General features: G+C 59.8%; 25 protein-coding genes. 19 read left to right on the top strand and 6 right to left on the bottom strand.

The window, feature by feature from the left end:
• Positions 1-131: 131 nt before the first annotated feature.
• Positions 132-1,619 carry a helicase HerA-like domain-containing protein gene (locus tag PspCFBP13508_RS06600; protein ID WP_137214011.1) on the top strand — a complete coding sequence of 496 codons (1,488 nt, stop codon included), beginning with the start codon at positions 132-134 and terminating at the stop codon, positions 1,617-1,619.
• A 90-nt stretch (positions 1,620-1,709) separates the two neighbouring features.
• Here the strand turns inward: PspCFBP13508_RS06600 and PspCFBP13508_RS06595 are convergent, their stop codons facing one another.
• Positions 1,710-2,165: a DciA family protein gene (locus tag PspCFBP13508_RS06595; RefSeq protein WP_110646619.1), complete on the bottom strand. Its 456-nt coding sequence runs from the start codon at positions 2,163-2,165 to the stop codon at positions 1,710-1,712.
• Between the two features lie 308 nt (positions 2,166-2,473).
• Here PspCFBP13508_RS06595 and secA point away from each other — a divergent pair, with 308 nt between their 5' ends.
• The 4 genes from secA to PspCFBP13508_RS06575 all read left to right on the top strand — a co-directional run bounded on the left by secA (position 2,474) and on the right by PspCFBP13508_RS06575 (position 8,307).
• Positions 2,474-5,215, top strand: coding sequence for a preprotein translocase subunit SecA (gene secA, locus PspCFBP13508_RS06590; protein WP_130910013.1), 2,742 nt, complete (start codon positions 2,474-2,476; stop codon positions 5,213-5,215).
• Positions 5,216-5,337: 122 nt separating this feature from the next.
• Entirely contained in the window at positions 5,338-6,555 is a 1,218-nt protein-coding gene (gene argJ / locus PspCFBP13508_RS06585; RefSeq protein ID WP_137214010.1) for a bifunctional glutamate N-acetyltransferase/amino-acid acetyltransferase ArgJ, read from the top strand.
• A 178-nt stretch (positions 6,556-6,733) separates the two neighbouring features.
• Complete coding sequence (locus PspCFBP13508_RS06580; RefSeq protein WP_137214009.1) at positions 6,734-7,366, top strand: glutathione S-transferase family protein; 633 nt, start codon at positions 6,734-6,736, stop codon at positions 7,364-7,366.
• Complete coding sequence (locus PspCFBP13508_RS06575; RefSeq protein ID WP_137214008.1) at positions 7,363-8,307, top strand: Nudix family hydrolase; 945 nt, start codon at positions 7,363-7,365, stop codon at positions 8,305-8,307. Before PspCFBP13508_RS06580 ends, PspCFBP13508_RS06575 begins: the two co-directional genes overlap by 4 nt.
• A gap of 122 nt (positions 8,308-8,429) precedes the next feature.
• On the opposite strand, the gene PspCFBP13508_RS06570 is transcribed toward PspCFBP13508_RS06575, so the two are convergent.
• From PspCFBP13508_RS06570 to PspCFBP13508_RS06560, 3 genes are read right to left on the bottom strand one after another with little or no spacing between them, the layout of a single operon-like run.
• Positions 8,430-9,014 (bottom strand): cob(I)yrinic acid a,c-diamide adenosyltransferase, encoded by a 585-nt coding sequence (locus PspCFBP13508_RS06570; protein ID WP_137214007.1) that lies wholly within the window; start codon positions 9,012-9,014, stop codon positions 8,430-8,432.
• Positions 9,015-9,017: 3 nt separating this feature from the next.
• Positions 9,018-11,054 (bottom strand): HAMP domain-containing sensor histidine kinase, encoded by a 2,037-nt coding sequence (locus PspCFBP13508_RS06565; RefSeq protein WP_130910016.1) that lies wholly within the window; start codon positions 11,052-11,054, stop codon positions 9,018-9,020.
• 45 nt (positions 11,055-11,099) lie between these two features.
• Entirely contained in the window at positions 11,100-12,017 is a 918-nt protein-coding gene (locus PspCFBP13508_RS06560; RefSeq protein WP_137214006.1) for a putative 2-dehydropantoate 2-reductase, read from the bottom strand.
• Between the two features lie 139 nt (positions 12,018-12,156).
• Here PspCFBP13508_RS06560 and PspCFBP13508_RS06555 point away from each other — a divergent pair, with 139 nt between their 5' ends.
• The gene (locus tag PspCFBP13508_RS06555) at positions 12,157-12,642 is read left to right on the top strand and encodes a YajQ family cyclic di-GMP-binding protein (protein ID WP_016773491.1); all 486 of its coding nucleotides are present in this window, start codon (positions 12,157-12,159) and stop codon (positions 12,640-12,642) included.
• A 150-nt stretch (positions 12,643-12,792) separates the two neighbouring features.
• Complete coding sequence (locus tag PspCFBP13508_RS06550) at positions 12,793-13,635, top strand: mechanosensitive ion channel family protein (protein WP_137214005.1); 843 nt, start codon at positions 12,793-12,795, stop codon at positions 13,633-13,635.
• Between the two features lie 117 nt (positions 13,636-13,752).
• On the opposite strand, the gene PspCFBP13508_RS06545 is transcribed toward PspCFBP13508_RS06550, so the two are convergent.
• The gene (locus PspCFBP13508_RS06545; RefSeq protein ID WP_130912239.1) at positions 13,753-15,117 is read right to left on the bottom strand and encodes an OprD family porin; all 1,365 of its coding nucleotides are present in this window, start codon (positions 15,115-15,117) and stop codon (positions 13,753-13,755) included.
• 888 nt (positions 15,118-16,005) lie between these two features.
• On the opposite strand from PspCFBP13508_RS06545, the gene PspCFBP13508_RS06540 reads away from it, so the two are divergent.
• Together PspCFBP13508_RS06540 and PspCFBP13508_RS06535 are read left to right on the top strand one after the other, a co-directional pair.
• Positions 16,006-16,431, top strand: a complete 426-nt coding sequence (locus PspCFBP13508_RS06540; protein WP_137214004.1) for an HIT domain-containing protein — start codon at positions 16,006-16,008, stop codon at positions 16,429-16,431.
• A 3-nt stretch (positions 16,432-16,434) separates the two neighbouring features.
• Complete coding sequence (locus tag PspCFBP13508_RS06535; RefSeq protein WP_016773495.1) at positions 16,435-16,641, top strand: SlyX family protein; 207 nt, start codon at positions 16,435-16,437, stop codon at positions 16,639-16,641.
• Positions 16,642-16,704: 63 nt separating this feature from the next.
• Here the strand turns inward: PspCFBP13508_RS06535 and PspCFBP13508_RS27755 are convergent, their stop codons facing one another.
• On the bottom strand, positions 16,705-17,307 hold the full coding sequence (locus PspCFBP13508_RS27755; RefSeq protein WP_137214003.1) for a cold-shock protein: 603 nt from the start codon (positions 17,305-17,307) through the stop codon (positions 16,705-16,707).
• Positions 17,308-17,618: 311 nt separating this feature from the next.
• Here PspCFBP13508_RS27755 and PspCFBP13508_RS06525 point away from each other — a divergent pair, with 311 nt between their 5' ends.
• From PspCFBP13508_RS06525 to tolQ, 10 genes are all read left to right on the top strand, one after another.
• The gene (locus tag PspCFBP13508_RS06525) at positions 17,619-18,089 is read left to right on the top strand and encodes a Dps family protein (RefSeq protein ID WP_016773497.1); all 471 of its coding nucleotides are present in this window, start codon (positions 17,619-17,621) and stop codon (positions 18,087-18,089) included.
• Positions 18,090-18,271: 182 nt separating this feature from the next.
• Positions 18,272-18,610, top strand: a complete 339-nt coding sequence (locus PspCFBP13508_RS06520) for a ribbon-helix-helix domain-containing protein (protein WP_130912236.1) — start codon at positions 18,272-18,274, stop codon at positions 18,608-18,610.
• 130 nt (positions 18,611-18,740) lie between these two features.
• Positions 18,741-18,962 (top strand): zinc ribbon domain-containing protein, encoded by a 222-nt coding sequence (locus PspCFBP13508_RS06515; protein ID WP_016773499.1) that lies wholly within the window; start codon positions 18,741-18,743, stop codon positions 18,960-18,962.
• 98 nt (positions 18,963-19,060) lie between these two features.
• Positions 19,061-20,836 (top strand): aspartate--tRNA ligase, encoded by a 1,776-nt coding sequence (gene aspS / locus PspCFBP13508_RS06510; RefSeq protein WP_041479793.1) that lies wholly within the window; start codon positions 19,061-19,063, stop codon positions 20,834-20,836.
• Between the two features lie 119 nt (positions 20,837-20,955).
• Complete coding sequence (locus PspCFBP13508_RS06505; protein ID WP_034153419.1) at positions 20,956-21,702, top strand: YebC/PmpR family DNA-binding transcriptional regulator; 747 nt, start codon at positions 20,956-20,958, stop codon at positions 21,700-21,702.
• A gap of 156 nt (positions 21,703-21,858) precedes the next feature.
• Positions 21,859-22,386 (top strand): crossover junction endodeoxyribonuclease RuvC, encoded by a 528-nt coding sequence (ruvC, locus tag PspCFBP13508_RS06500; RefSeq protein WP_016773501.1) that lies wholly within the window; start codon positions 21,859-21,861, stop codon positions 22,384-22,386.
• Positions 22,387-22,500: 114 nt separating this feature from the next.
• Positions 22,501-23,109, top strand: coding sequence for a Holliday junction branch migration protein RuvA (gene ruvA / locus PspCFBP13508_RS06495; protein WP_024014088.1), 609 nt, complete (start codon positions 22,501-22,503; stop codon positions 23,107-23,109).
• Positions 23,110-24,171, top strand: coding sequence for a Holliday junction branch migration DNA helicase RuvB (gene ruvB / locus PspCFBP13508_RS06490; protein ID WP_024014087.1), 1,062 nt, complete (start codon positions 23,110-23,112; stop codon positions 24,169-24,171).
• A gap of 127 nt (positions 24,172-24,298) precedes the next feature.
• Complete coding sequence (ybgC, locus tag PspCFBP13508_RS06485) at positions 24,299-24,766, top strand: tol-pal system-associated acyl-CoA thioesterase (RefSeq protein ID WP_137214002.1); 468 nt, start codon at positions 24,299-24,301, stop codon at positions 24,764-24,766.
• Positions 24,756-25,451 carry a protein TolQ gene (gene tolQ / locus PspCFBP13508_RS06480; RefSeq protein WP_008080223.1) on the top strand — a complete coding sequence of 232 codons (696 nt, stop codon included), beginning with the start codon at positions 24,756-24,758 and terminating at the stop codon, positions 25,449-25,451. Before ybgC ends, tolQ begins: the two co-directional genes overlap by 11 nt.
• The last annotated feature ends 11 nt before the right edge of the window (positions 25,452-25,462 follow it).

The raw sequence follows: 25,462 nt of genomic DNA, 5'->3' as shown, positions 1-25,462 counted from the left end.
CACTATGGGCAAGGTTGAAAAACTGATATTTCCGGCTCTCCTTAGGGAAATGTCCGACCCGATTTTCTGACGGGTCTATCCAATTTATGTATCGGCCATGTGTCATCAAAGATTAACCATTGGGTGAGAAAATGCCTGACTCCTTGCAACTCGTTATCGGCGCTGATCCGGCCGCGCAACCCATCGCTCAGGCCATGCGCCTCGCCAACCGCCACGGGCTGATCGCCGGCGCTACCGGCACCGGTAAGACCGTGACATTGCAGCGTCTGGCCGAAGCGTTCAGCGACGCCGGTGTCGCGGTGTTCGCCGCTGACATCAAAGGCGACCTGTGCGGCCTAGGTGCTGCCGGCAACCCGCAGGGCAAAGTGGCCGAGCGCATCGCCGGCATGCCCTGGCTCGGTCACACGCCGCAGGCTTATCCCGTGACTCTGTGGGACATCCACGGTGAGTCCGGACATCCGCTGCGCACCACCCTGAGCGAAATGGGCCCGCTGCTGATCGGCAGCCTGCTCGAGCTGACCGACAGTCAGCAGTCGGCGTTGTACGCGGCTTTCAAGGTGGCGGATCGCGAAGGCTTGCTGTTGCTGGATCTCAAGGATCTGAAAGCGCTGCTCAATCACCTCAAGGACAATCCGCAGCTGCTGGGCGAAGACGCGGCGCTGATGACCACCGGTTCCAGCCAGGCGCTGCTGCGCCGCTTGGCGACACTGGAACAGCAGGGCGCCGAAGCCCTGTTCGGCGAGCCGGCGCTGCAACTCGAAGACATTCTGCAACCCACCGCCGATGGGCGTGGACGCATCCATCTGCTCGACGCCAGTCGGCTGGTGCACGAGGCGCCAAAGGTTTACGCAACGTTCCTGCTGTGGCTGCTGGCCGAGTTGTTCGAGCAACTGCCCGAGCGCGGCGATGCTGACAAGCCGCTGCTGGCGCTGTTCTTCGATGAAGCGCACTTGCTCTTCGGCGACACGCCCAAGGCGTTGCAGGAACGCCTGGAGCAAGTGGTGCGTTTGATTCGTTCCAAGGGTGTTGGCGTGTATTTCGTCACCCAGTCGCCGGCGGATCTGCCGGATGACGTGCTGGCGCAGTTGGGCTTGCGCATTCAACACGGCCTGCGTGCGTTCACCGCCAAAGAGCAGAAATCCCTGCGGGCAGTGGCGGATGGCTTTCGGCCGAATCCGGCGTTCGACAGTCTGTCGGTGCTGACTGAGTTAGGTATTGGTGAGGCGCTGGTCGGCACGCTGACCGAGAAGGGCACGCCGGAAATGGTTCAGCGCGTGCTGGTGGCACCGCCGCAATCGCGGATCGGTCCGCTGACCGAAACCGAGCGCACCGTGCTGATCGCCGGCTCGCCGTTCAAGGGGCGCTATGACAAGCCGATCGATCGTGAGTCGGCCTATGAGATCTTGATGGGACGCAAAGGGCTGGCGCCCGAGGCCGAAACACAGGCAGGCAAAGCCGCAGCCGAAGAGCCGAGCCTGGCTGATCGTGCGGGAGAATTCCTCGGCACGGCGGCAGGGCAGGCGTTGAAATCGGCGATGCGTCAGGCGGCCAATAATCTCGGCAAGCAGTTGGTGCGCGGGTTGATGGGTTCCCTGCTCGGAGGCAGCAAGCGCCGCTAAAAGCAAAGATCGCAGCCTGCGGCAGCTCCTACAGTTGAAATGCATTCATTCTGTAGGAGCTGCCGAAGGCTGCGATCTTTTGCTTTTACTTCAGGCTTTACCTTTGGCATGCGCCGCCAGCCGCTCCAGCGCCGCGCGCAATCCCGGATCGCTGATCCCGTCGGCCGTCGACTGAATCGTCTCCGCCGCACTGCTCGACAGATCCATCGTGTGCCCAACCGCCCGGTGCTGAATGATCGGCGGGCGCACGCTGAATTTGATCCGCGTCAGGTTGGCGAACTCTTCGAACAATTGCAGCTGCCGTTGCAGGCGTTTCTGCTGATAGCGCAGGCGCGTCGCCCAATGGCCGTCAGTGACCACCAGCGACAGCTCGCCTTCGCGCCATTTGGCCACCCGGCAATGCTCGCGGGCGGCCGGTTGCAGCTGGCTTTCGAGCAGGCGCTGCAAATGCTCCAGGCGCTGGGCATGGCCGAGGATGGCTTTGAGCGGTTTGGCTTCACGTAACAGAACGGCGGGTGCTCTGGCCGTGAGAGGGCGAAACGCCATGATTGAACACCTGAGATAACAGAGGCGCCATGTTAGCAGAAAGCTGCGGAACCTCTGGGCCATTGCTTTTGTCCCTGATTTGCTCATTAAATCAACGCCTGACTTCTTTCCCCCGACGGGTTGAAGTTGAGCAAAACGCCCCTATTTTAAGTGAGCCCCGTCAAAGCGCAGTGCCAGCATCGTGGAACATCGCCACTTTCCTCACCACCGTTTCCGGGTAGAATGCTCGTTCGCATGCGGCCATGAGGGCTGCACGGGCGACTCACGGGGCCGCCCTCCATCCCTTTAGTGTGGAAGATCCTGCCGATATGTTTGCGCCTTTGTTAAAGAAACTTTTTGGAAGCAAGAACGAGCGTGAAGTCAAACGCATGCTCAAGACGGTGCAGCTCGTCAATGCCTTCGAAGAGCAAATGGTGGCCCTTTCGGACGATCAATTGCGCGCCAAGACCGCCGAGTTCAAGGCCCGTATTGCCAAAGGGGAAACCCTCGACAAGCTGTTGCCGGAAGCCTTCGCCGTAGCCCGCGAGGCCGGCAAGCGTGTGATGGGCATGCGCCACTTCGACGTGCAACTCGTCGGCGGCATGACCCTGCACGAAGGCAAGATTGCCGAAATGCGCACCGGTGAGGGCAAGACCCTCGTGGCCACCCTGGGTGTTTACCTCAACGCACTGTCCGGCAAGGGCGTGCACGTTGTGACCGTGAACGACTACCTGGCCCGCCGTGACGCCAACTGGATGCGCCCGCTGTATGAATTCCTCGGCCTGACCGTCGGCGTCGTGACGCCGTTCCAGCCGCCGGAAGAGAAGCGCGCCGCCTACGCCGCCGACATCACCTACGGCACCAACAACGAATTCGGTTTCGACTACCTGCGCGACAACATGGCGTTCAGCATGGATGAAAAATTCCAGCGCGAACTCAACTTTGCCGTGATCGACGAAGTCGACTCCATCCTCATCGACGAAGCGCGTACCCCGCTGATCATTTCCGGTCAGGCCGAGGACAGCTCCAAGCTGTACACCGAGATCAACAAACTGATCCCGCAGCTGGAACTGCACGTCGAGGAAGTCGAAGGCCAGGTCACCAAGGCCGGTCACTACACCGTTGACGAAAAGACCCGTCAGGTCGAACTCAACGAAGCCGGTCACCAGTTCATCGAAGAAATGCTCACCCGCGTAGGCCTGCTGGCCGAAGGCGAGAGCCTGTACTCGGCGCACAACCTCGGTCTGCTGACCCATGTCTACGCCGGTCTGCGTGCGCACAAACTGTTCAACCGCAACATCGAATACATCGTCCAGGACGGTCAGGTCGTACTGGTCGACGAACACACCGGTCGTACCATGCCGGGTCGTCGTCTGTCCGAAGGCCTGCACCAGGCCATCGAAGCCAAGGAAGGTCTGAACATCCAGGCTGAGAGCCAGACCCTGGCCTCGACCACCTTCCAGAACTACTTCCGTCTGTACACCAAGCTGTCCGGCATGACCGGTACCGCCGACACCGAAGCGTTCGAATTCCACCAGATCTATGGTCTGGAAGTCATGGTCATTCCGCCGAACAAGCCGTTGGCGCGTAAAGACTACAACGACCTGGTGTTCCTCACCGCCGAAGAGAAATACGCGGCGATCGTGGCCGACATCAAGGAAAGCATGGCGGCCGGTCGTCCGGTGCTGGTGGGTACAGCGACCATCGAGACCTCCGAGCACATGTCCGCATTGCTCGTCAAAGAAGGCATCGAACACAAGGTTCTTAACGCCAAGTTCCACGAAAAAGAAGCTGAAATCATCGCTCAGGCCGGTCGTCCGGGTGCGCTGACCATCGCCACCAACATGGCCGGTCGTGGTACCGACATCCTGTTGGGCGGCAACTGGGAAGTGGAAGTCGCTTCGCTGGAAAACCCTACCCCTGAGCAGATCGCCCAGATCAAGGCCGACTGGCAGAAGCGTCACCAGCAAGTGCTGGAGTCCGGCGGCTTGCAGGTCATCGCTTCCGAGCGTCACGAATCGCGCCGTATCGACAACCAGCTGCGTGGCCGTGCCGGCCGTCAGGGCGATGCCGGTTCGAGCCGCTTCTACCTGTCGCTGGAAGACAGCCTGATGCGCATCTTCGCGTCTGACCGCGTGAAGAACTTCATGAAAGCCCTGGGCATGCAGCCGGGCGAAGCGATCGAACACCGCATGGTGACCAACGCGATCGAGAAGGCGCAGCGCAAGGTTGAAGGCCGCAACTTCGACATCCGCAAGCAACTGCTCGAGTTCGACGACGTCAACAACGAACAGCGTAAAGTGATCTATCACATGCGTAACACGTTGCTGGCCGCCGACAACATCGGTGAGACCATCGCCGATTTCCGTCAGGACGTGCTCAACGCTACCGTCAGCGCGCACATTCCGCCGCAATCGCTGCCAGAACAGTGGGACGTTGCCGGTCTGGAAGCGTCGATCGAAAGCGATTTCGGCGTGAAACTGCCGATCCAGCAATGGCTCGACGAAGACGATCACCTGTACGAAGAAACCCTGCGCGAAAAGCTCATGACCGAGCTGATGGCGGCGTACAACGAGAAAGAAGACCAGGCCGGTGCCGAGGCGCTGCGCTCGTTCGAGAAGCAGATCGTCCTGCGCGTACTCGACGACCTGTGGAAAGACCACCTGTCGACCATGGATCACCTGCGTCACGGCATTCACCTGCGTGGCTATGCGCAGAAGAACCCGAAGCAGGAATACAAGCGCGAATCCTTCACGCTGTTCTCCGAGCTGCTCGATTCGATCAAGCGCGACTCGATCCGCGTGCTCTCGCACGTTCAGGTGCGTCGCGAAGATCCGGAAGCCGAAGAGCAACGCCTGCGTCAGGAAGCCGAAGCACTGGCTGCGCGCATGCAGTTCGAACACGCCGAAGCGCCTGGGCTGGATCAGCCGGAAGCGTTGGGTGAAGAGGTCGATGTGGCACTGGCCACCGCCGCTGCCCCGGTTCGCAACGAGCAGAAGCTGGGCCGCAACGAACTGTGCTACTGCGGTTCGGGCAAGAAATACAAGCATTGCCACGGGCAGATCCAGTAAAACCCGTTTCAATCGCTGAACACCCCGCGCCGCGACCGGCTCCTGCCGTCGCGGCGTTTTGCCATTTATCCCACCGTCCTTTCCCGTGGCGGTGCTGACATCATTGAGTAAGGAGCGCATTCATGGCTGTTGGTCTTGGTCCTTTGCCAACGTTGCACCCGGTTGCCGGTTTTGAACTCGGTATCGCCTCGGCCGGCATCAAGCGTCCGGGGCGCAAGGATGTGGTAGTGATGCGATGTGCTGAAGGTTCGACCGTGGCTGGCGTGTTCACCCTGAACGCGTTCTGCGCCGCGCCGGTGATCCTGGCGAAAAAGCGCGTACAGAACGCCGTGCGTTACTTGCTGACCAACACCGGCAATGCCAACGCCGGCACCGGCGAACCGGGCCTGGCTGCCGCCGAGCGCACCACCGCTAAATTGGCTGAGCTGACCGGCGTCGATGCCAGCCAGATTCTGCCGTACTCCACTGGCGTGATCGGCGAGCCGCTGCCGGTCGAGAAGATCGAAGGCGCGCTGCAAGCTGCGCTGGATGATCTGTCGGAGAATAACTGGGAAGCCGCCGCCACTGGCATCATGACCACCGACACGCTGCCGAAGGGCGCCAGCCGCCAGTTCGAGCATGACGGCGTGACCATCACTGTCACCGGCATCAGCAAAGGCGCCGGCATGATTCGCCCGAACATGGCGACCATGCTCGGTTACATCGCCACTGACGCCAAAGTCTCCCGCGACGTGCTGCACAACCTGATGCTCGACGGTGCGAACAAGTCGTTCAACCGCATCACCATAGACGGCGACACCTCGACCAACGATTGCTGCATGCTGATCGCCACTGGCAAGGCCGCGCTGCCTGAGATCACCCGCGCTGAAGGCGAGCTGTTCGCCAAGCTGAAGCAAGCGGTGTTCGAAGTGTGCATGGACGTCGCCCAGGCCATCGTGCGTGACGGCGAAGGCGCGACCAAGTTCGTTACCGTTGAAGTGAATGGCGGCGCCAACCACCAGGAATGCCTGGACGTCGGTTACACCGTGGCCCACTCGCCGCTGATCAAGACCGCACTGTTTGCCTCCGACCCGAACTGGGGCCGCATCCTTGCCGCCGTCGGCCGTGCCGGTGTCCCGGACCTGGACGTGAGCAAGATTGATGTATTCCTCGGCGACGTGTGCATCGCCAGCCGTGGCGCCCGCGCCGCGACCTACACTGAAGCCCAGGGCTCGGCGGTGATGCAGCAGGAAGAAATCACCATTCGTATCGAACTGGGTCGCGGCGATTGCAGCGAAACCATCTGGACCACCGACCTGTCGCATGAATACGTGAAGATCAACGCTGAATACCGTACTTGATTCAAGGTGTGGGAGTGGGCTGCCGGCCTCTTCGCGAGCAAGCTCGCTCCCACAGTGGTTACGGCCGTTCGCAAATGTTGTGTACACCTCAGAACCTGTGGGAGCGAGCTTGCTCGCGAAAGCGGAGGTTGCGACACAATAAATCTTGAAGTTTCCTCTGACGAAAAGGCGCCACACCATGTCCCTGCACCTGATCATCGGCGACAAACTGCTTTCCTCCTGGTCCCTGCGTGCGGCACTGGCGCTTGAACTGACCGGCGCACCCTACAGCGAAGAGCTGATCAAGCTCGGCAAGCCCGACACCCGCGAGCGTCTGCTCAAGCACTCGCCGACCGGCAAGGTGCCGCTGCTGCAAACCGCCCGTGGCACCATCGCCGATTCGCTGGCCATCGCCGAATACCTCGCCGAACAGTTTCCGTCCGAGCAACTCTGGCCGAGCGATACCTTCGCCCGCGCCCAGGCCCGCTCGGCCTGCGCACAGATGCACAGCGGCTTCTTCGCCATGCGTAACCACATGCCGTTCAACCTCAGCCAGGACGCACCGCTGAACCCGGTGCCGCCAGAAGTGAAGGTCGATATCGAACGCATGCTCGCGCTGTGGGCCGAATGCCGCGCGGCAGCGACGGAAGAGGGGCCTTACCTGTTCGGTCGTGTCAGCCTCGCCGACGCTTTTTTCGCGCCGATCGCCGTGCGCCTGCGCACCTATCAGGTGAAGTTGCCGGCAGTCGACGAAGCTTATGTTGAAACCGTCTACCAATGGCCCGCCTTCAAAGCGTGGCAAAAGGCTGGACTGGAGGAATTGAACCCGTGAAACGCGTCCACGTCGCCGCTGCCGTCATTCGTGACGGCGCCGGCAAAATCCTTATCGCCCGCCGTGCCGACACCCAGCATCAGGGCGGCTTGTGGGAATTTCCCGGTGGCAAGGTCGAGGCTGACGAGTCGGTCGAATCGGCACTGGCTCGTGAGCTGCACGAAGAGCTGGGCATCGTCGTTGATGCTGCGCGTCCGCTGATCAAGGTTCGCCACGATTACCCGGACAAACAGGTGTTGCTGGATGTCTGGGAAGTCTCGGCATTCAGCGGCGAACCCCACGGTGCGGAAGGCCAGCCACTGGCCTGGGTCAGCGCCAAGGAGTTGATCAACTATGAGTTCCCGGCGGCCAACCAGCCGATCGTCGCGGCGGCGCGTTTGCCTGCCGAATACCTGATCACTCCGGAGGATCTGGAAGGCCCCGCCTTGTTGCGCGGCATCCAGAAGGCGATCGCCGGCGGCATCAAATTGATCCAGCTGCGCGCACCCAACGGCTACGACCCGAAATACCGTGATCTGGCGGTCGATGCGGTGGGCCTGTGTGCGGGCAAGGCACAGTTGATGATCAAAGGGCCGTTCGAATGGCTCGGCGATTTCCCGTCTGCTGGTTGGCACATCACCGCTGCGCAACTGCGTAAATACGCAGCGGCAGGGCGTCCGTTGCCGGCGGAGCGCTGGCTCGCGGCGTCGTGCCATAACGCTGAAGAGCTGGCGCTGGCCGAGCAGATGGGCGTCGACTTTGTCACCCTGTCGCCGGTGCAGCCGACGCTGACGCACCCGGATGCACAGCCGTTGGGGTGGGAGCAGGCGCAGGCGTTGATCGACGATTTCAGTAAACCGGTGTTTCTGCTCGGTGGAGTAGGGCCGGCGGAACGCGAGAAGGCTTGGGGTGTTGGGGCTCAGGGTGTGGCGGGGATTCGGGCGTTTTGGCCGGAAGCTTGATTCTAGATTGAGGCTAGCGGCCTCTTCGCGAGCAGGCTCGCTCCCACAGTGGATTGCATTTCTTCAGTCAGAACGCAGTCAAATGTGGGGGCGAGCCTGCTCGCGAAGCGTCCTGACAGGCGCTACTTTCCTTCAGGTTTCGCAGCCGGCTGCCAGAGAATCTCCGCGACTCCCTGCCGCCGCGCAATCAACCGCGCCACAACAAACAGCAAATCCGACAACCGATTGATATACGCCAGGCCAACCCCGGCCAATGGCTCAATCGAGTTCAAATGCTGACAGCGGCGCTCGGCACTGCGCGCCAGACTGCGGCAGACATGTGCCTGCGCAATCAACATCGAACCACCTGGCAAGATGAAGTTCTCCAGCGGCCCCAGCTCTTCATTCCACACATCAATCGCCGCTTCCAGACGCTCGATTTCAGCCTCGTTCAGTGCCTGATATTCAGGCATCGCCAACTCGCCGCCCAGGTCGAACAAGCGATGCTGACACGGCGCCAACACCTCAATGATTTCATTCAGCCCCGGATGCAACTCTCGCTCGGCGATCAAACCGGCCAGCAGTACGCCGACCTGACTGTTCAGCGTATCGACCTCGCCGATCGCCTCGATGCGCGGGTGATCCTTGGGAACGCGGCGGCCGTCACCGAGGCCGGTTTCGCCTTTGTCGCCGGTGCGGGTGTAGATCTTCGACAAGCGAAAGCCCATGGGTTACCTCGGTAGTGAATTGGTTTCGGTGGTCAACGGCGCAGGTTGCGCCAGCGGCAGACGCAGGGTGAAGCAAGTGCCCTGGCCGGGCGCCGACTGCACTTCCATCTGGCCTTTATGGTTATTGGTGATGATGAAATAGGACACCGACAGGCCAAGCCCGGTGCCTTGGCCGATTTCCTTGGTGGTGAAGAACGGCTCGAAGGTACGCTTGCGCACGTTCTCGCTCATGCCGATGCCGTTGTCCTCGACCTGAATCTCGGCCCACGGCGGATTGAGCCGGGTGCGCAGAATGATCCGGCCCGGCTCGCTGTCGTCTTCGCGCTGATGAATGGCCTGCGCGGCGTTTTTCAGCAGATTGAGCAACACCTGTTCCAGCTCGTTGGCGGTGCCCGGCACCGGACCGAGGGCAGGGTCGAACTGACGAATGATCGCCTGGCCCTTGAAGTCGAAGCCGATGGCCAGGTCGAAGTCGTTGCCGGCGATTTCCACGGCTTGATCAATCAATGCTGGCAGATCGCACGGCGCCATTTGCCGGGTGCTGCGGCGGCTGAAGCTGAGCATGTGCGTGACGATTTTCGCCGCGCGGGCGCCGGCCTGCTGAATGCCGTCGAGCAGTTGCGGGACTTCGCGGCCTTGCAGGTAGCGGTTCACAGTGTCCAGTTCGATGCCCAGTTGTTCGGCAGTTTCGATGTTCTTCGGCAGATCCGCCGACAGACGCCGACGAATGTTCTGCACGTTGTGCAGTATCGCGCCAAGCGGGTTGTTGATTTCATGGGCCATGCCGGCCGCAAGGCCACCGACCGAGAGCATCTTCTCCGACTGCACCATCATTTCTTCCAGCGACAGACGCTGGGTGATGTCATCGATACGGATCACCACGCCACGCCCGGCACCGCCCATCAGCGGATAAAACGTCAGGGCGTAATGCTTGGGTTCATCGTCCTTGAACCAGGTCACCCGATCGACTTTGGCCACGGTGTGCTGTTCGACGGTGGCCTTGAGCTGCGGCAAAAACGGCTTGAGCGGTTCGAAGGCGAGGAAGATCGGCTGATTCAGCGCCTCGTCCAGGCGCGTGCCGGAGAGCGCGCTGGCCTCTTGGTTCCACTGGGTGACGTAAAGCTGCTCGTCGAGAGCGATCAGCGCCGACGGCATCGAGTCGATGATGCTGTTGAGATAATTCTGGAAGCCGGTGAGTTTCTTCTCGATCTTGCTGCGCACCTGGACTTCCAGCTCCAGTTTGCGGTTGGTGTGGCGGGTTTCCTCGGCCAGCCCCTGCGCCTGATCGTAGGCGGCCTGCGAGTCGTCGCGGGCGCGTTTGAGCTGCTGCTCGCGCGCTTCGATGCGCGAAAGCATGGTGTTGAACGCCTCGGCCAGACTGCCGATTTCGTCATGGTTGCCGCGTGCAGCGCGCAGGGCGTAATTCTCTTCGCGGGTGACCTGCCGGGACAATTCCTCAAGCTGATGAATCGGCCGGGTGATCAGGCGCTTGATCTGCCGGGCAATCACCAGCCACAGCAGTACGCTGAAGATCAGGATACCGAGGCTGGCGGTCAGGGTGCCGGTGTAGAACGCCATCGGCAGTTCGCTGCTGGCCACCAGCAGCAGATGCCCAGGTGCGGCGCCGGGGCGGGGCAGGGTGATCAGTTGATTGCTGCGAAACTCGGTGAGTTGCCACGCTTCGACGTGGCGGTAACGCTCGGGGAGACTGAGTTTTTCGCCGCGCTGCACTTGCGCCAGGCGTTCGCCCTTGCCGTCGTACAGGGCGGCGGCGCGCAGCGGTGAATAACTGTCGAGTTCCTTGAGCAGGCGCTCGGCGCTGCGCGGAGACTCCAGCGCATCGCTGACCAGACTCGGGTTGGCGATCAGCCGGCCGATGGTCTGCAAGGCCTGTGGCGCCATGCTTTCCTGAGAAATGTAATAGGCGGCGCTGATAAAGGTCAGGTTGGCGACCAGCAGAACCGTGGTCAACAACACCAGCAGGGCGGCCAGCAGTTTCTGGCCGACCGGCAGGTTTTCAAGGCGCTGGCGCAATGGCATCAGGTTTATCGCAGCAGGGGAACAAGTCGTCAGCCTAGCGGCTGCTCAGTCGCTGGGCAATCCACGCTTGTGCAGATGAGCGATCAGACGTTGCTGCAACTGGTGCAGATGCGGCAGGTTCAACTGATGCCGCTCGGCAACTTTGCAGGCGTAGCCCAACAGATAGCTGATCTCGGTGCGGCGCTGGTTGGCGACGTCCTGAAACATCGAAGAGTAATTGGCGGCGGTGGCGTGGATCACTCGTTCGACTTCCGCTTGCAGATTGTCCGCCGCAGCCGGTTGGCCGCAGCGTTCGAGCAGTTCAGCCAGTTCGGCGCAGAGTGTGGCGACTTCGCAGTGATGCTCGCTCAGCCCGCCGTTACGGCAATTGTGGAGCACGGTCAACGGGTTGATCGCGCAGTTCAGCGCCAGTTTGCGCCACAACCGAGTGAGGATGTCAGCGCTCCATTCATGGGGAATGTTCGCCGCTTGCAGATCGTCCAGCCAGACCGGCGCCAGCGGATTCGCGCCATCGCCCAGCCAGTTGAAGCCGTGACCGGCAAACACCACGCGCCAATCGCCATCGCGGAACGCGCCCTCGGTGCTGGAGGCGCTGATGCAGCGCGCCTGTGGCACCCGCGCGGCGACGGCGTCCTGACTGCCGAGGCCGTTCTGCAGGAGGATCAGTTCGGCGTCCGGCGCGAGGCGGGAAGCGAGGCGGGCGACGGCCTCTTCGGCGTCATAGGCCTTGCACGCGACCAGCAATCGGCGAATCGGCTCGGTGCTGTCCGGGGTTTCGCCGGGAACTGCATAGGCATGAGCTTGTCCGTTTTCTACCAGGGTCAAGCCGCCCACTGCCGCATAGCTTTGCAAACGCGCCGCATCGCGCAGGATCAGCCGCACCGGCAAGCCGGCGCGGGCCAGACGTGTCGCCCAGAGTGTGCCGAGGCTGCCGGCGCCAAGTACGTGCCAGGTGGTCGACATCAGTTTTTTGCTCGATTGCTTGCAGGCATGTGCGGCTCGCCGTATCGGTAGGAAAGACCCGTTATAATGAGCCCGATTTTAACCGCAAGCCAAGCGCGCTCCATGCACATCGAGCGCGCCTTTTTATTGGAGAGATTACATGCCGTCGTTCGACGTGGTATCCGAACTGGACAAACACGAACTCACCAACGCGGTCGAGAACGCCGTGAAGGAACTCGATCGTCGTTATGACCTGAAAGGCAAGGGCAGCTTTGAGTTCAAGGAAAAGGACCTGACCGTCAGCCTCACCGCCGAAGCCGCGTTCCAGCTCGAAGCGATGATCGAAATCCTCAAGCTGGCGCTGACCAAGCGCAAGATCGACGTGCAGTGCCTCGAGGTCAAGGACGCTTACGCTTCGGGCAAACTGATGAAGCAGGACGCCATCCTCAAGGAAGGCATCGACAAAGAGCTGGCGAAGAAGATCGTTGGCCACATCAAGGAAGCCAAGCTCAAGGTCCAGGCCGCCATTCAGGGCGAGCAGGTGCGTGTCACCGGCAAGAAACGCGACGACCTGCAGGAAGCCATCGCGGCCCTGCGTGCCAAGGAATTCGGCATGCCGCTGCAGTTCAACAACTTCCGCGACTAAGCTTGGTCTGAAGGCTATGTGGGAGCGAGCCTGCTCGCGAATGCGGTGTTTCATTCAGCGATGAGTTGACTGACAAACCGCTTTCGCGAGCAAGCTCGCTCCCACATTTTTTGTGTACACCCCGGGAAGCCGGAAATCAGGAGATAGAACATGGATTTGAATGCTGAAGTGGACCACCTGGTCAAGGCGTCCCAGGCGTGGATCCCGATGATCATGGAATACGGCAGCCGTGTACTGCTGGCAGTGATTACCCTGGCGATCGGCTGGTGGCTGATCAACAAGGTCACGCAAAAACTCGGCGGTCTGCTGGCTCTGCGCAATGCCGACCTCGCGCTGCAAGGCTTTATCAGCAGCCTGGCCAACATCATTCTCAAGGTGCTGCTGATTGTCAGCGTCGCGTCGATGATCGGCGTCGAAACCACCTCGTTCGTTGCGGCTATCGGTGCTGCGGGTCTGGCGATTGGCTTGGCCTTGCAGGGCAGCCTGGCGAACTTCGCGGGCGGCGTGCTGATTCTGCTGTTCCGCCCGTTCCGCATCGGTGACTGGATCGAAGCCCAAGGTGTAGCGGGTACCGTCGACAGCATTCAGATTTTCCACACCGTGCTGCGTACCGGCGACAACAAGACCATCATCGTGCCCAACGGCAACCTGTCGAACGGCATCATCACCAACACCAATCGTCAGCCAACCCGTAAAGTCGTTTTTGATGTCGGCGTTGATTACGAAGCGGATCTGCAGAAGGCCCGTCAGGTACTGCTGGATCTGGCCAAGGATCCCCGCGTCATGCAGGACCCGGAGCCACAGGCAGTGATTTCGACATTGGGCGACAGTTCGATCACTGTTTCCCTGCGCGTATGGGTTAAAACTGCGGATTATTGGGATGTGATGTTCATGTTCAATGAACAGGCGCGGGATCGTTTGAAGGCTGCCGGGATTGATATTCCATTTCCGCAGCGGGTTATACGCGTAGTGCAGGAATCGGCGACGCAATGATAGGTTGCTAACTAAGTGCCTGAATTGTTGGCAAGGCATTAGTTGAATGAAGCACCAATAAAAAGGGCCCATCCGAAGATGGGCCCTTTTTTATTATCGCAAACTAACTGTTGGCGATTACAAGATCGACAGTGGGTAGTCGACGATCAGGCGGAACTCTTTGACATCGCCTTCACTCTGGTCTGCGTTGGCAGTATGCCAAGCCTGACGAACACGGAACGAAAGATCCTTGGCCGGACCATTCTGAACTACGTATTTGACTTCCAGGTTAGTCTCGTGGTGCTTGCCATCATCACCGTAGAGCGGATTTCCTAGGCTGTCGCGGTATTGACTGTTAGCTGCCAAGCCAGAGCCGTCAATGTCCCAGCCTTTAACGTAGCGAGTCATGAAGCTCAGACCCGGAACGCCATATTCAGCCATCTTCAGGTCATAACGAATCTGCGCGGATTTCTCGTTTGGACCGTTGAAGTCAGAGTACTGAATCGAGTTGGCAAGGAAAATCGAATCGCCACCACGGTTGTTCTTGCCCACACCGATGTAGTCGAATGGTGTGTCGCCGTTGACCTTCTGGAAGGCAATAGTGATGGTGTGTGCCTTCAGGAACGAGAGCGCAGTTGCCAGGGAGAATGTGGTGTTACTGATGTCGCCTACCTTCTTGTCACCGGTATCGGTGGTGCGGTAGATGTTGAAGTCAGTGTTCAACGACGTGTCACCACCGAATGGTGTGGTGAGGTTCACGTTCGCGTAGTACTGGTTCCAGATGTCTTCCAGCTTGGCACCGTACAGCGATGCGCTCAGGTTGTCGGTGATGCCGTACTTGCCGCCGAAATAGTCGATGGAGTCGGAATCGATGCCTGAGTAGTTGGAGTACAGCTCGCCATCACGGGAGTTCTTGTCCTGGCTGGTCGACGAGTAGAAGTGGCCGGCTTCGAGGTCAAGGTTCTGGATTTCGCTGCTCTGCAGCTGGAAACCGCTGGCAGACTGAGGAATGATGCGCGAGCCGCCCACAGCGAACACTGGTGCGGTGCTAGGCTGCATGTCGCCGAATTTCAGCTCGGTTTTGGAAACGCGGAATTTGACCGCTGCACCGGCTTTGCCCTGGCTGTCATTGACGTCACGGGAGCCGTTGAGCGGGTCAACGGTGTCGCTACGGCTCATGTTGCCCGAACCGGAGGTACCGTCACCGCCGTCAAGTTTGATGGCCAGATAACCGAATGCATCGATACCGACACCAACAGTACCTTGGGTGTAGCCAGAGCTGAAGTTGCCCAGCAGACCTTGAGTCCAGTCTTTTACGTCAGCATTACGGTTCTTGTTGTCGCGGTTGAAGTAATAGTTACGTACCAGCAGGTCGAGCTTGGCGTCTTCAACGAAACCTTTGGCTTCAGCCTGGTCACTTACAAACGGGGCGGCCGTAGCCATTTGAGTACTGGCTGCTGCAGCAACTGCCAGTGCGATCATGCTCCACTTCATCACGCGCATCGTGATTTGCTCCTTTGGTTTTAGAAGAGTACTGCCGTCCCACCTGTTTTATTATCTGGGCGGCTCTTTCTTTTTGTGTCGGCGCAAACTTATATCACGCCGACAATGTTGGCGATACTTGCGAAACCAACCTTTCAGCTTCTTTACGGCGTTGTCGCAAAAGGAGCGCTGGATGTCGCAAATTCACAGTACCGATGCAGCCGGACTGACAACTTTATCGCTGTTTCCGGGCCTTTTTGCATCGCTAAAAAAGAGTCCCTGGCAAAACACTTGAATCTCCATCGGGCAACCCTGCCACTGTTTTTATTGGCTTCAGGCGACCACTTCCCGTGGTGCGCTTATAGTCCATAACGTTACGAATGCAACAAGCGTGCACAAACCGCAAAATCGCTGCGGTTATTTTTCTGCAATGCGCCCGCATATGTGAAAACCTTGTGAAAACGGGGCCTCGGGCCGGTTTTGTTGCAGGCTTGACGACATTCTCCCAATGGTGTTGCAACGCACCAAAGGTGCGCAAGACAACCAAAAACGTTACCGGTTCACCCCGCAGTGAGTATTTGGCGGATGCCCGACCCAGTGAGCGTAGACGTGTTGTGCAGTTTTGGTGCAAAAAAATCACCACTGGACGCAAGTAAATCTGGCGCCGCGCGATTCGAGGGTCGACAGATCAAGGATTTTCATGCGGCCCTTCACGTCAAGGCTCATGTCCGGGGCTGTATTGGTGCGTCGGCGAGATAAATGTCTCATGTCGGCGCGCTTGCTGAATTACCGCCGAGGGGACGCGTGAAGCCCGCTGCATTCGCAGGTATGCTGCCGTTCTGTCGCTTGGCGCGCTGCTTCTAGGGGCGGCCGCTAAGCTGAGTTATAGGATCAGCGGGAGTACTCACAGTGTTTGCTTTGGATTCACGACTTCAACAGGACACCCTGGTCATCGGCGACTTTCCGTTGTGCCGGCTGTTGCTGTCCAACGACAGCAATTACCCGTGGTTCATCCTGGTGCCTCGTCGCGAGGATATAAGCGAGTTGTTTCAGTTGGATGTCGCCGACCAGCACCAGCTCTGGCGGGAAACCACCACCCTGGCCGAGTTGCTCAAGGATTCCTTCGACGCCGACAAGCTGAATGTGGCAACCCTGGGTAACGTTGTCAGTCAGTTGCACATGCATGTGATCGTACGTAAACGTGACGATGCTGCGTGGCCGGCGCCGGTCTGGGGCAAGCATCCGGCTAGGCCGTACAGCGCGGAACAGGTAGCAGCCATTCGCGAGCGCTTGCGTCTGGTGCTGACCGAAGAATTCACCTTTGTGGAGGGCTGAGTCATGAGCCTTGAAGAGCGCGTAACCGATCTGGAAAGCCGTCTGGCCTTTCAGGATGACACTATTCAGGCATTGAACGATGTGCTGGTGGCCCAGCAGAGAGTCATCGAGCGCCTGCAATTGCAGATGGAGGCGCTGATCAAGCGTCACGAAGAAATGGTCGGGCAGTTCGGTGCCTTTGAAGAAGACGCGCCGCCACCGCATTATTGAACCATTCGCCAGGCATAAAAAAACCGCGGACAGCCAGGCTGTTCGCGGTTTTTTTGCTTTGGATCAGCGACGCGGCAGAGCGGCGATCACGTCCTCGGCTTGCAGGCCTTTGTCGCGGTTCATCACCGAGAACTCGACGCGCTGGCCTTCGACCAGAACACGGTGGCCTTCGCCACGAATGGCGCGAAAGTGCACGAAAATATCATCACCGGAGTCCCGGGAGATAAAGCCGAAACCCTTGGAAGTGTTGAACCACTTCACGGTGCCGGTATCGCGATTGCTCATGTCATAGCTGGTTGGCGCAGCGGCTGGTGACGATTTGTAGAAGCTGACGGCCAGGTGCAGCACCACGGCAACCAGGGCGATCACCAGGCTGAACAACACCGCCGGCTGGCCAGCGATGACCGGCATCGGCGCGATCAGGGTCAAGGTTTGCAGGACGACAGTCAGCACGAGCAGGGCGCTGACCAGATTTTGCAGATGCTGGCGCGGGCCTTTGTTCCAGTAGGGGATCACTGGAGCGATGACCAGGTTCAGCAGGCCGAAAAAGGCCAGGTAAAGTGCATCGGGTTGTTGCAGATAAGGAACGGCTTCGGCTTTCAGGCTGGGTATGAACGACAGCAGCAAGGCTGCTGCGCCCATTAGCAGGTGGACGATTTTCAACATTTTGATTGGCTCACGTTATGACGGCTCACAAGGAAGAGCTGAAGGCGCACGGTTCGCTTCAGGACGAAATAAGAGGCGGTGGACACGTACACGGATCAGCCTATGCGCAACACCCCCGGAAAATGGGGCATGGCGACACACTGCCTATTTAACAGCAAAGCCTGCGGCTACTCAAATCAGCCCGGCCAGCGGCAGAGAAACGGTCGATTTGTCGCAGCCTGATCACGGATTGATAGCTGCGAGCTGGCGCTTGCCTTGCTAAAGTGGGGCTGAACCTGCTGGATGAATCCAATCACTGTTAGGGGGTAAGCATGGCAATTGATATCGGTATCAGCGAAGAAGACCGCAAATCCATCGTCGAAGGGTTGTCGCGACTGCTGTCCGACACCTATGTGCTGTATCTGAAAACCCATAACTTTCACTGGAACGTCACCGGCCCGATGTTCCGCACGCTGCACCTGATGTTCGAAGAGCAATACAACGAGCTGGCGCTGGCCGTCGATTCGATCGCCGAGCGGATTCGTGCGCTGGGCTTCCCGGCACCGGGGGCCTACGCGACCTACGCGCGTCTTTCTTCTATCAAGGAAGAAGTCGGTGTGCCGAGCGCCGAAGACATGATCAAGCAATTGGTCGAAGGCCAGGAGGCAGTGACCCGGACCGCCCGCGGCATCTTCCCGTTGCTGGACAAGGTCAGCGACGAGCCGACCGCCGATCTGCTGACCCAGCGTATGCAGGTGCATGAAAAAACCGCGTGGATGCTGCGCGCGCTGCTCGAGGAATGATCCGGCCGCTGCGGACGGCTTGAGGTCGTCCGCGTGCTGTCCAGACTCTTACCGTTGGCGTTGGCTTATCCTACGAGGCTGGTCAACAAATCGTATGGCGCTGACTTTGTCACTGGGTTTTTATGAAGGCGCAAGGATGTTGCCTTATAAATCAGCAGTCATGGCAAAGGAGTGTCAACGCTATGGTAGAAGAAGACAGGCGAAGCGACAGGATGTCGGCTTCGCGGCACGTAATAAAAGTCGACCCGTTTGTCAGCGAGTTCGACATGAATCTGATCCGGCCGTTGTCGCGATCGATTCGCCTCAACGGATTTGCGACCTGTCTGCGCCTGGAGCAGGTCTACTGGAATATCCTCGGCGGCATGGCCGAGGATAACCACTGTTCGATCAGCACACTGTTATCCCATGTCGACCGCGAGGTGCATCTGCGTCACGGCGGGGTGAAGAATTTCAGTGCGTTGGTGCGGGTGGTTTGCGTCATGAACGGGATCAAAGACCTCGCACCCACCGTTTCGCGCTGAAACGGCGGTTGCAACGAGGTTGCGGGCTGTGCAGTGTTACGGCTGCACAGCCCGCATTTAATCGATATAATCCCGCGCTTTCGCCGCAAAGCCCTGCGCGCGGCAGCAATCTGATCGCCGAGACACCCCCATGCCAATGTACGATTACCAATGTGCTTCCTGTGGTCATCAGTTGGAAGCCATTCAGAAGATCAGCGACGCACCGTTGGTCGACTGCCCTGCCTGCCAGGCGCCCGAACTGAAGAAGCAGCTGTCCATGCCGGGTTTTCGCCTCAGCGGCAACGGTTGGTACGAGACCGATTTCAAGACCGGAGCCAAGAAGAATCTGGCCGGTGGCGACAAAGCTGACTAGGGTACCAACCCTGAACGAACGACACGCGTGAGTTGCCGCCTTGCTTGAAGGCGACGGTTACTCCACCGAATTTCGAATTACGAGAAGCGAACCACACCATGATGCGCAGCCACTATTGCGGCCAACTGAACGAAAGCCTGGAAGGCCAGGAAATTACCCTTTGCGGATGGGTGCACCGTCGCCGCGACCACGGCGGGGTGATTTTCCTCGATATCCGTGATCGTGATGGTCTGGCCCAGGTGGTGTTCGACCCGGATCGCGCCGAGAGCTTCGCCGCCGCCGATCGCGTGCGCAGCGAATACGTCGTGAAGATCACCGGCAAGGTACGTCTGCGTCCGGCCGGTGCGACCAACGCCAACATGGCTTCGGGCATGATCGAAGTGCTCGGTTACGAACTGGAAGTGCTGAACGAGTCGGAAACCCCGCCGTTCCCGCTCAACGAGTTCTCCGACGTCGGCGAAGAAACCCGCCTGCGCTATCGCTTCCTCGACCTGCGTCGTCCGGAAATGGCCGAGAAGCTGCGTCTGCGTTCGCGCATGACCACCAGCATCCGTCGCTTCCTCGACGAAAATGGCTTCCTTGACGTCGAAACGCCGATCCTGACCCGGGCCACCCCGGAAGGCGCGCGTGACTATCTGGTGCCGAGTCGTACCCACGCCGGTTCGTTCTTCGCCCTGCCGCAATCACCGCAGCTGTTCAAGCAACTGCTGATGGTGGCCGGCTTCGACCGTTACTACCAGATTGCCAAGTGCTTCCGCGACGAGGACCTGCGTGCCGACCGTCAGCCGGAATTCACCCAGATCGACATCGAGACCAGCTTCCTCGATGAAAAAGAGATCATGGGCCTGACCGAGCAGATGATCCGCAATCTGTTCAAGGAAGTGCTGAATCTGGAATTCGGCGAATTCCCGCACATGACCTTCGAAGAAGCCATGCGCCGCTACGGTTCGGACAAGCCGGACCTGCGTATTCCGCTGGAACTGGTCGACGTTGCCGACCAGCTCAAGGAAGTCGATTTCAAGGTGTTCAGCGGCCCGGCCAACGATCCGAAGTGCCGCATCGCCGCACTGCGTGTTCCAGGCGGGGCGAGCATGCCGCGCAAGCAGATCGACGATTACACCAAGTTCGTCGGCATCTACGGTGCCAAGGGCCTGGCGTACATCAAGGTCAACGAGCGCGCTGCCGGTGTTGAAGGTCTGCAATCGCCGATTGTGAAAAACATCCCGGAAGACAAACTCAACGTGATCCTCGATCGCGTTGGCGCAGTCGATGGCGACATCGTGTTCTTCGGTGCCGACAAGGCCAAGATCGTCAGCGAAGCCCTGGGCGCGCTGCGGATCAAGCTCGGTCACGACTTGAAGCTGCTGACCTGCGAGTGGGCGCCAATGTGGGTCGTCGACTTCCCGATGTTCGAAGAGAACGACGACGGCAGCTTCTCGGCGCTGCACCACCCGTTCACCGCACCGAAGTGCACCCCGCAGGAACTCGAAGCCAACCCGGCCGGCGCACTGTCCCGTGCGTACGACATGGTGTTGAACGGCACCGAGCTGGGCGGCGGCTCGATCCGTATCCACCGCAAGGAAATGCAGCAAGCGGTATTCCGTCTGCTGGGCATCAACGAAGCGGAACAGGAAGAGAAATTCGGCTTCCTGCTCGACGCGCTGAAGTACGGTGCACCGCCGCACGGTGGTCTGGCCTTCGGTCTGGACCGTCTGGTGATGCTGATGACCGGCGCCCAGTCGATCCGTGAAGTGATCGCCTTCCCGAAAACCCAGAGTGCTGCCGACGTGATGACGCAGGCTCCGGGCGTAGTGGATGCCAAGGCACTGCGCGAGCTGCACATTCGCCTGCGCGAAACGCCAAAGGCTGAGTAAGACGGGCCTGAAGGCGCATCTTCGGATGCGCCTTTTTTCTTTCTCAGGTCGAATTTTTCAATTGCCGGCCGCTGCCTTGGCAGGGCGGGCAAGGTTTCAAAGAGCATTCGGAGCAAGTTATGGCAGGTCATTCCAAGTGGGCAAACATCAAGCACCGCAAAGAACGTCAGGATGCCAAGAGGGGCAAGATCTTCACCAAGTGGATCCGTGAACTGACCGTTGCGGCCCGTCAGGGTGGCGGCGATCCGGGTTCCAACCCGCGTTTGCGCCTGGCTCTGGACAAGGCGTTGAGCGCCAACATGAGCCGCGACATCATCGACCGTGCCGTCGCGCGCGGTGCCGGTGCCACTGAAGCGGACAACGTTGAAGAACTGACCTATGAAGGCTACGGCCCGGGCGGCGTGGCGGTGATGGTCGAGTGCATGACCGACAACCGCAACCGTACCGCCGCAGCGGTGCGCCACGCGTTCAGCAAGTGCGGCGGCAACCTCGGCACCGACGGTTCGGTGGCGTATCTGTTCGAGCGCAAGGGCCAGATCAGCTTCGCCCCGGGCGTCGATGAAGACGCACTGACCGAAGCGGCGCTTGAAGCCGACGCTGATGACGTGGTCACCCACGAAGATGGTTCGATCGACGTGTTCACCTCGTTCACCAGCTTCTATGCGGTGCGTAACGCGCTGGAAGCGGCCGGGTTCAAGGGTGACGACGCGGAAATCGTCATGCAGCCGACCACCAGTGCCGAGCTGGATCTGGAAGGTGCGGAGAAGGTGCTCAAGCTGATCGATATGCTTGAGGATCTGGATGACGTGCAGAACGTCTACTCCAACGCGGATATCCCGGAAGACGTCGCCGCTCAGCTTGGCTGATAAGCGACTAGTCTTCCCTGTGGGAGCGAGCCTGCTCGCGAAAGCGGTGTGTCATTCAGCACCTGTATGTGCTGACATACCGCCTTCGCGAGCAGGCTCGCTCCCACATTTGCTATTGGCTGTCAGGTAAATCGTTTTTATGAATCTGCAGGCGTTATGACTCTAATTCTTGGTATCGACCCCGGTTCGCGCATTACCGGTTACGGGATCGTTCGCGATACCGGGCGGGGCGGCTGCATTTATGTGGCTTCGGGCTGCATTCGCACCGGCTCCGGCGAGCTTCATGAACGTCTGCAAATCGTCTATCGCGGCGTGCGCGAAATCATCAAGACCTACGGCCCGGTGACCATGGGCATCGAAAAGGTGTTCATGGCGAAAAACGCCGACTCGGCGCTGAAGCTCGGACAGGCGCGGGGCGCTGCGATTGTCGCCGGCGCCGAAGAGTGTCTGGAAATCGCCGAGTACACCGCCACGCAAGTCAAACAGGCCGTGGTCGGCACCGGTGCGGCCAATAAGGAGCAGGTGCAGATGATGGTCATGCACATGCTCAAGTTGACCAGCAAGCCGCAGATCGACGCCTCCGACGCCCTCGCGATCGCCATTTGCCATGCGCACACGCGCTCAAGCCTGCTGCCGCACGGGCTGGGAACCGCACGCAGTCGTGGCGGGCGCCTGCGTCTCTGATAGCATCAGCATCAATTTTCCTGAAAGTGGCTTTGCGGTGCCTGTGTTGCCGGCGTGCAAGCCACCTTCAATCGTCGCCAGCCCACGGCTGGCCAGCGCTCAAGGATTCAAAACGTGATTGGACGCTTGCGCGGCACCCTGGCTGAGAAACAGCCGCCGCACCTGATTCTCGATGTGAATGGCCTCGGCTATGAGGTGGAAGTGCCGATGACCACCCTGTATCGGCTGCCGTCGGTCGGTGAACCGCTGACCCTGCACACCCATTTGGTCGTACGCGAAGATGCGCAATTGCTCTATGGTTTTGCCGGCAAGCGTGAGCGAGACTTCTTTCGCGAGCTGATCCGGCTCAACGGGGTCGGACCGAAACTGGCGCTGGCGTTGATGTCGAGCCTGGAAGTCGATGAGCTGGTGCGCTGCGTGCAGTCTCAGGACACTTCGGCGTTGACCAAGGTGCCGGGGGTTGGCAAGAAGACCGCCGAGCGTCTGCTGGTGGAATTGAAGGATCGCTTCAAGGCCTGGGAAACCTCGCCGGCGATGTTCGCGCTGGTGCCCAATCAGCCGGACGGCCCGGCGCCGGTCAACAGCGCCGAGACCGATGCGGTCAGCGCGTTGATCTCCCTGGGCTACAAGCCGCAGGAAGCGAGCAAGGCGATTTCCGCGATCAAAGACAAGAACCTGAGCAGCGAAGACCTGATCCGCCGCGCTCTGAAGGGAATGATTTAAGTGATTGAAGCTGATCGTCTGATCGCCGCCGCGCACAGCCCGCGCGAGCGCGAAGAAGTCCAGGACCGGGCCATCCGCCCGGTCAGCCTGGCCGACTACATTGGCCAGCCGACCGTGCGCGAGCAGATGGAACTGTTCATCCAGGCCGCCCGTGGCCGCAGCGAATCCCTCGACCACACGCTGATCTTCGGTCCGCCCGGGCTGGGCAAGACCACGCTGGCGAACATCATTGCCCAGGAAATGGGTGTGTCGATCAAGAGCACCTCCGGGCCAGTGCTGGAGCGCCCGGGTGATCTGGCCGCGTTGCTGACCAATCTCGAGCCGCACGATGTGTTGTTCATCGACGAAATCCATCGTCTGTCGCCGATCGTTGAAGAAGTGCTGTATCCGGCGATGGAAGATTTCCAGCTCGACATCATGATTGGCGAGGGGCCGGCGGCGCGCTCGATCAAACTCGATCTGCCGCCGTTCACTCTGGTCGGCGCCACCACCCGCGCCGGCATGCTGACCAACCCGCTGCGTGATCGCTTCGGTATCGTCCAGCGCCTGGAGTTCTACAGCACGGCGGATCTGGCTACGATCGTCAGTCGTTCGGCAGCCATTCTCGGTCTGCCGCTGGATCCGGAAGGTTCGTTCGAGATCGCCCGTCGCGCCCGTGGCACGCCGCGAATTGCCAACCGTCTGCTGCGTCGGGTGCGCGACTTCGCCGAAGTCCGCGCCAAGGGCCACATCACCAAAGCGGTGGCGGATCTGGCGCTCAATCTGCTGGATGTCGACGAGCACGGTTTCGATCATCAGGATCGACGCCTGCTGCTGACCATGATCGAGAAGTTCGACGGCGGCCCGGTCGGTATCGACAGTCTGGCGGCGGCGATCAGTGAAGAACGCCACACCATTGAAGACGTGCTCGAGCCGTACCTGATCCAGCAGGGCTATATCATGCGCACGCCACGGGGCAGGGTGGTGACGCGGCATGCCTATCTGCATTTCGGTTTGAATGTTCCGTCACGCATGGGCGAGATGCCCGTGGCAGACGAGTTTCTCGACGCCGTCGACGATTGATACACATTTGCTGGTGATTTATTCAGGGTTTGTACTGTCAGACGACGGTACTTTTGCGTTAAAGCGTTGAAACCACGAAAAACAGTTGTCTGGCCGGATTGGCAACCTGAGGAGTAAGCACTAGAGTATGCGCGCGCAAAACGGGCTTGAGCCGTTCGCACATCGTTGTCGCGTTTATTACGAGGACACCGATGCGGGCGGCATCGTGTATTACGTTAATTACCTCAAGTTTATGGAACGGGCTCGAACCGAGCGGCTACGGGAACTGGGCTTTGCCCAATCGCAGCTTGCCGGAGAGGACCTGTTGTTCGTCGTGCATTCCAGCGAAGCGCGCTACCACGCGCCGGCGCGACTGGATGACGAGCTGCTGGTAAGCGCTGATGTAATCGAATTGAACCGTGCCAGCCTGCGCTTCAAACAGCAGGTCAGGCGGGCCACGGATAATGTGCTGCTCTGCGAAGGGCAGTTTTTGGTGGCCTGCGTGCGCACCGACAGTTTGAAACCCCGGGCCCTTCCCGAAGACCTGCGTGCGGCCTTCGCCGACGCGGTCGGCCCGGGTACACACTCAAAGCAGGAGATAAAGCGTGGAAGCTAACGTCGTCGACCATTCCTCCATGTGGAGCCTGGTCAGCAATGCCAGCATCGTGGTGCAGTTGGTAATGTTGACCCTGGTGGCCGCATCGGTGACCTCATGGATCATGATCTTTCAGCGCAGCAATTTGCTGCGTGCCGGTCGACGCGCCCTGGAGAGCTTCGAAGAGCGCTTCTGGTCGGGTATCGACCTGTCCAAACTGTACCGTCAGGCTGGCAGCAACCCTGATCCGGATTCGGGCGTGGAGCAGATCTTCCGTGCCGGCTTCAAGGAGTTCTCCCGTCTGCGTCAGCAGCCAGGGGTCGATCCAGAAGCGGTGATGGAAGGTGTCGCCCGTGCCATGCGCGTGGCCATCTCGCGCGAAGAAGAGAAACTCGAGCAGAGCCTGCCGTTCCTCGCCACCGTCGGTTCGGTCAGCCCGTACATCGGTCTGTTCGGTACCGTGTGGGGGATCATGAACTCCTTCCGCGGCCTGGCCAGCGCCCAGCAAGCGACCCTCGCCACCGTTGCTCCGGGTATCGCCGAAGCCCTGATCGCCACCGCGATCGGCCTGTTCGCTGCGATCCCGGCGGTCATCGCTTACAACCGTTTTGCTGCGCGCAGCGAAACCTTGCTGGGCCGCTACTACACCTTCGCCGATGAATTCCAGGCGATCCTGCACCGCAAAGTGCACACCAGCGAAGAATAAGCAGGTATTTC

The sequence above is a fragment of the Pseudomonas sp. CFBP13508 genome (assembly GCF_005233515.1).
Lineage (GTDB): Bacteria > Pseudomonadota > Gammaproteobacteria > Pseudomonadales > Pseudomonadaceae > Aquipseudomonas > Aquipseudomonas mercuritolerans.
Note: the sequence above shows the minus strand (reverse complement) of the source record. Positions and strands in the feature narration are given on the sequence as shown.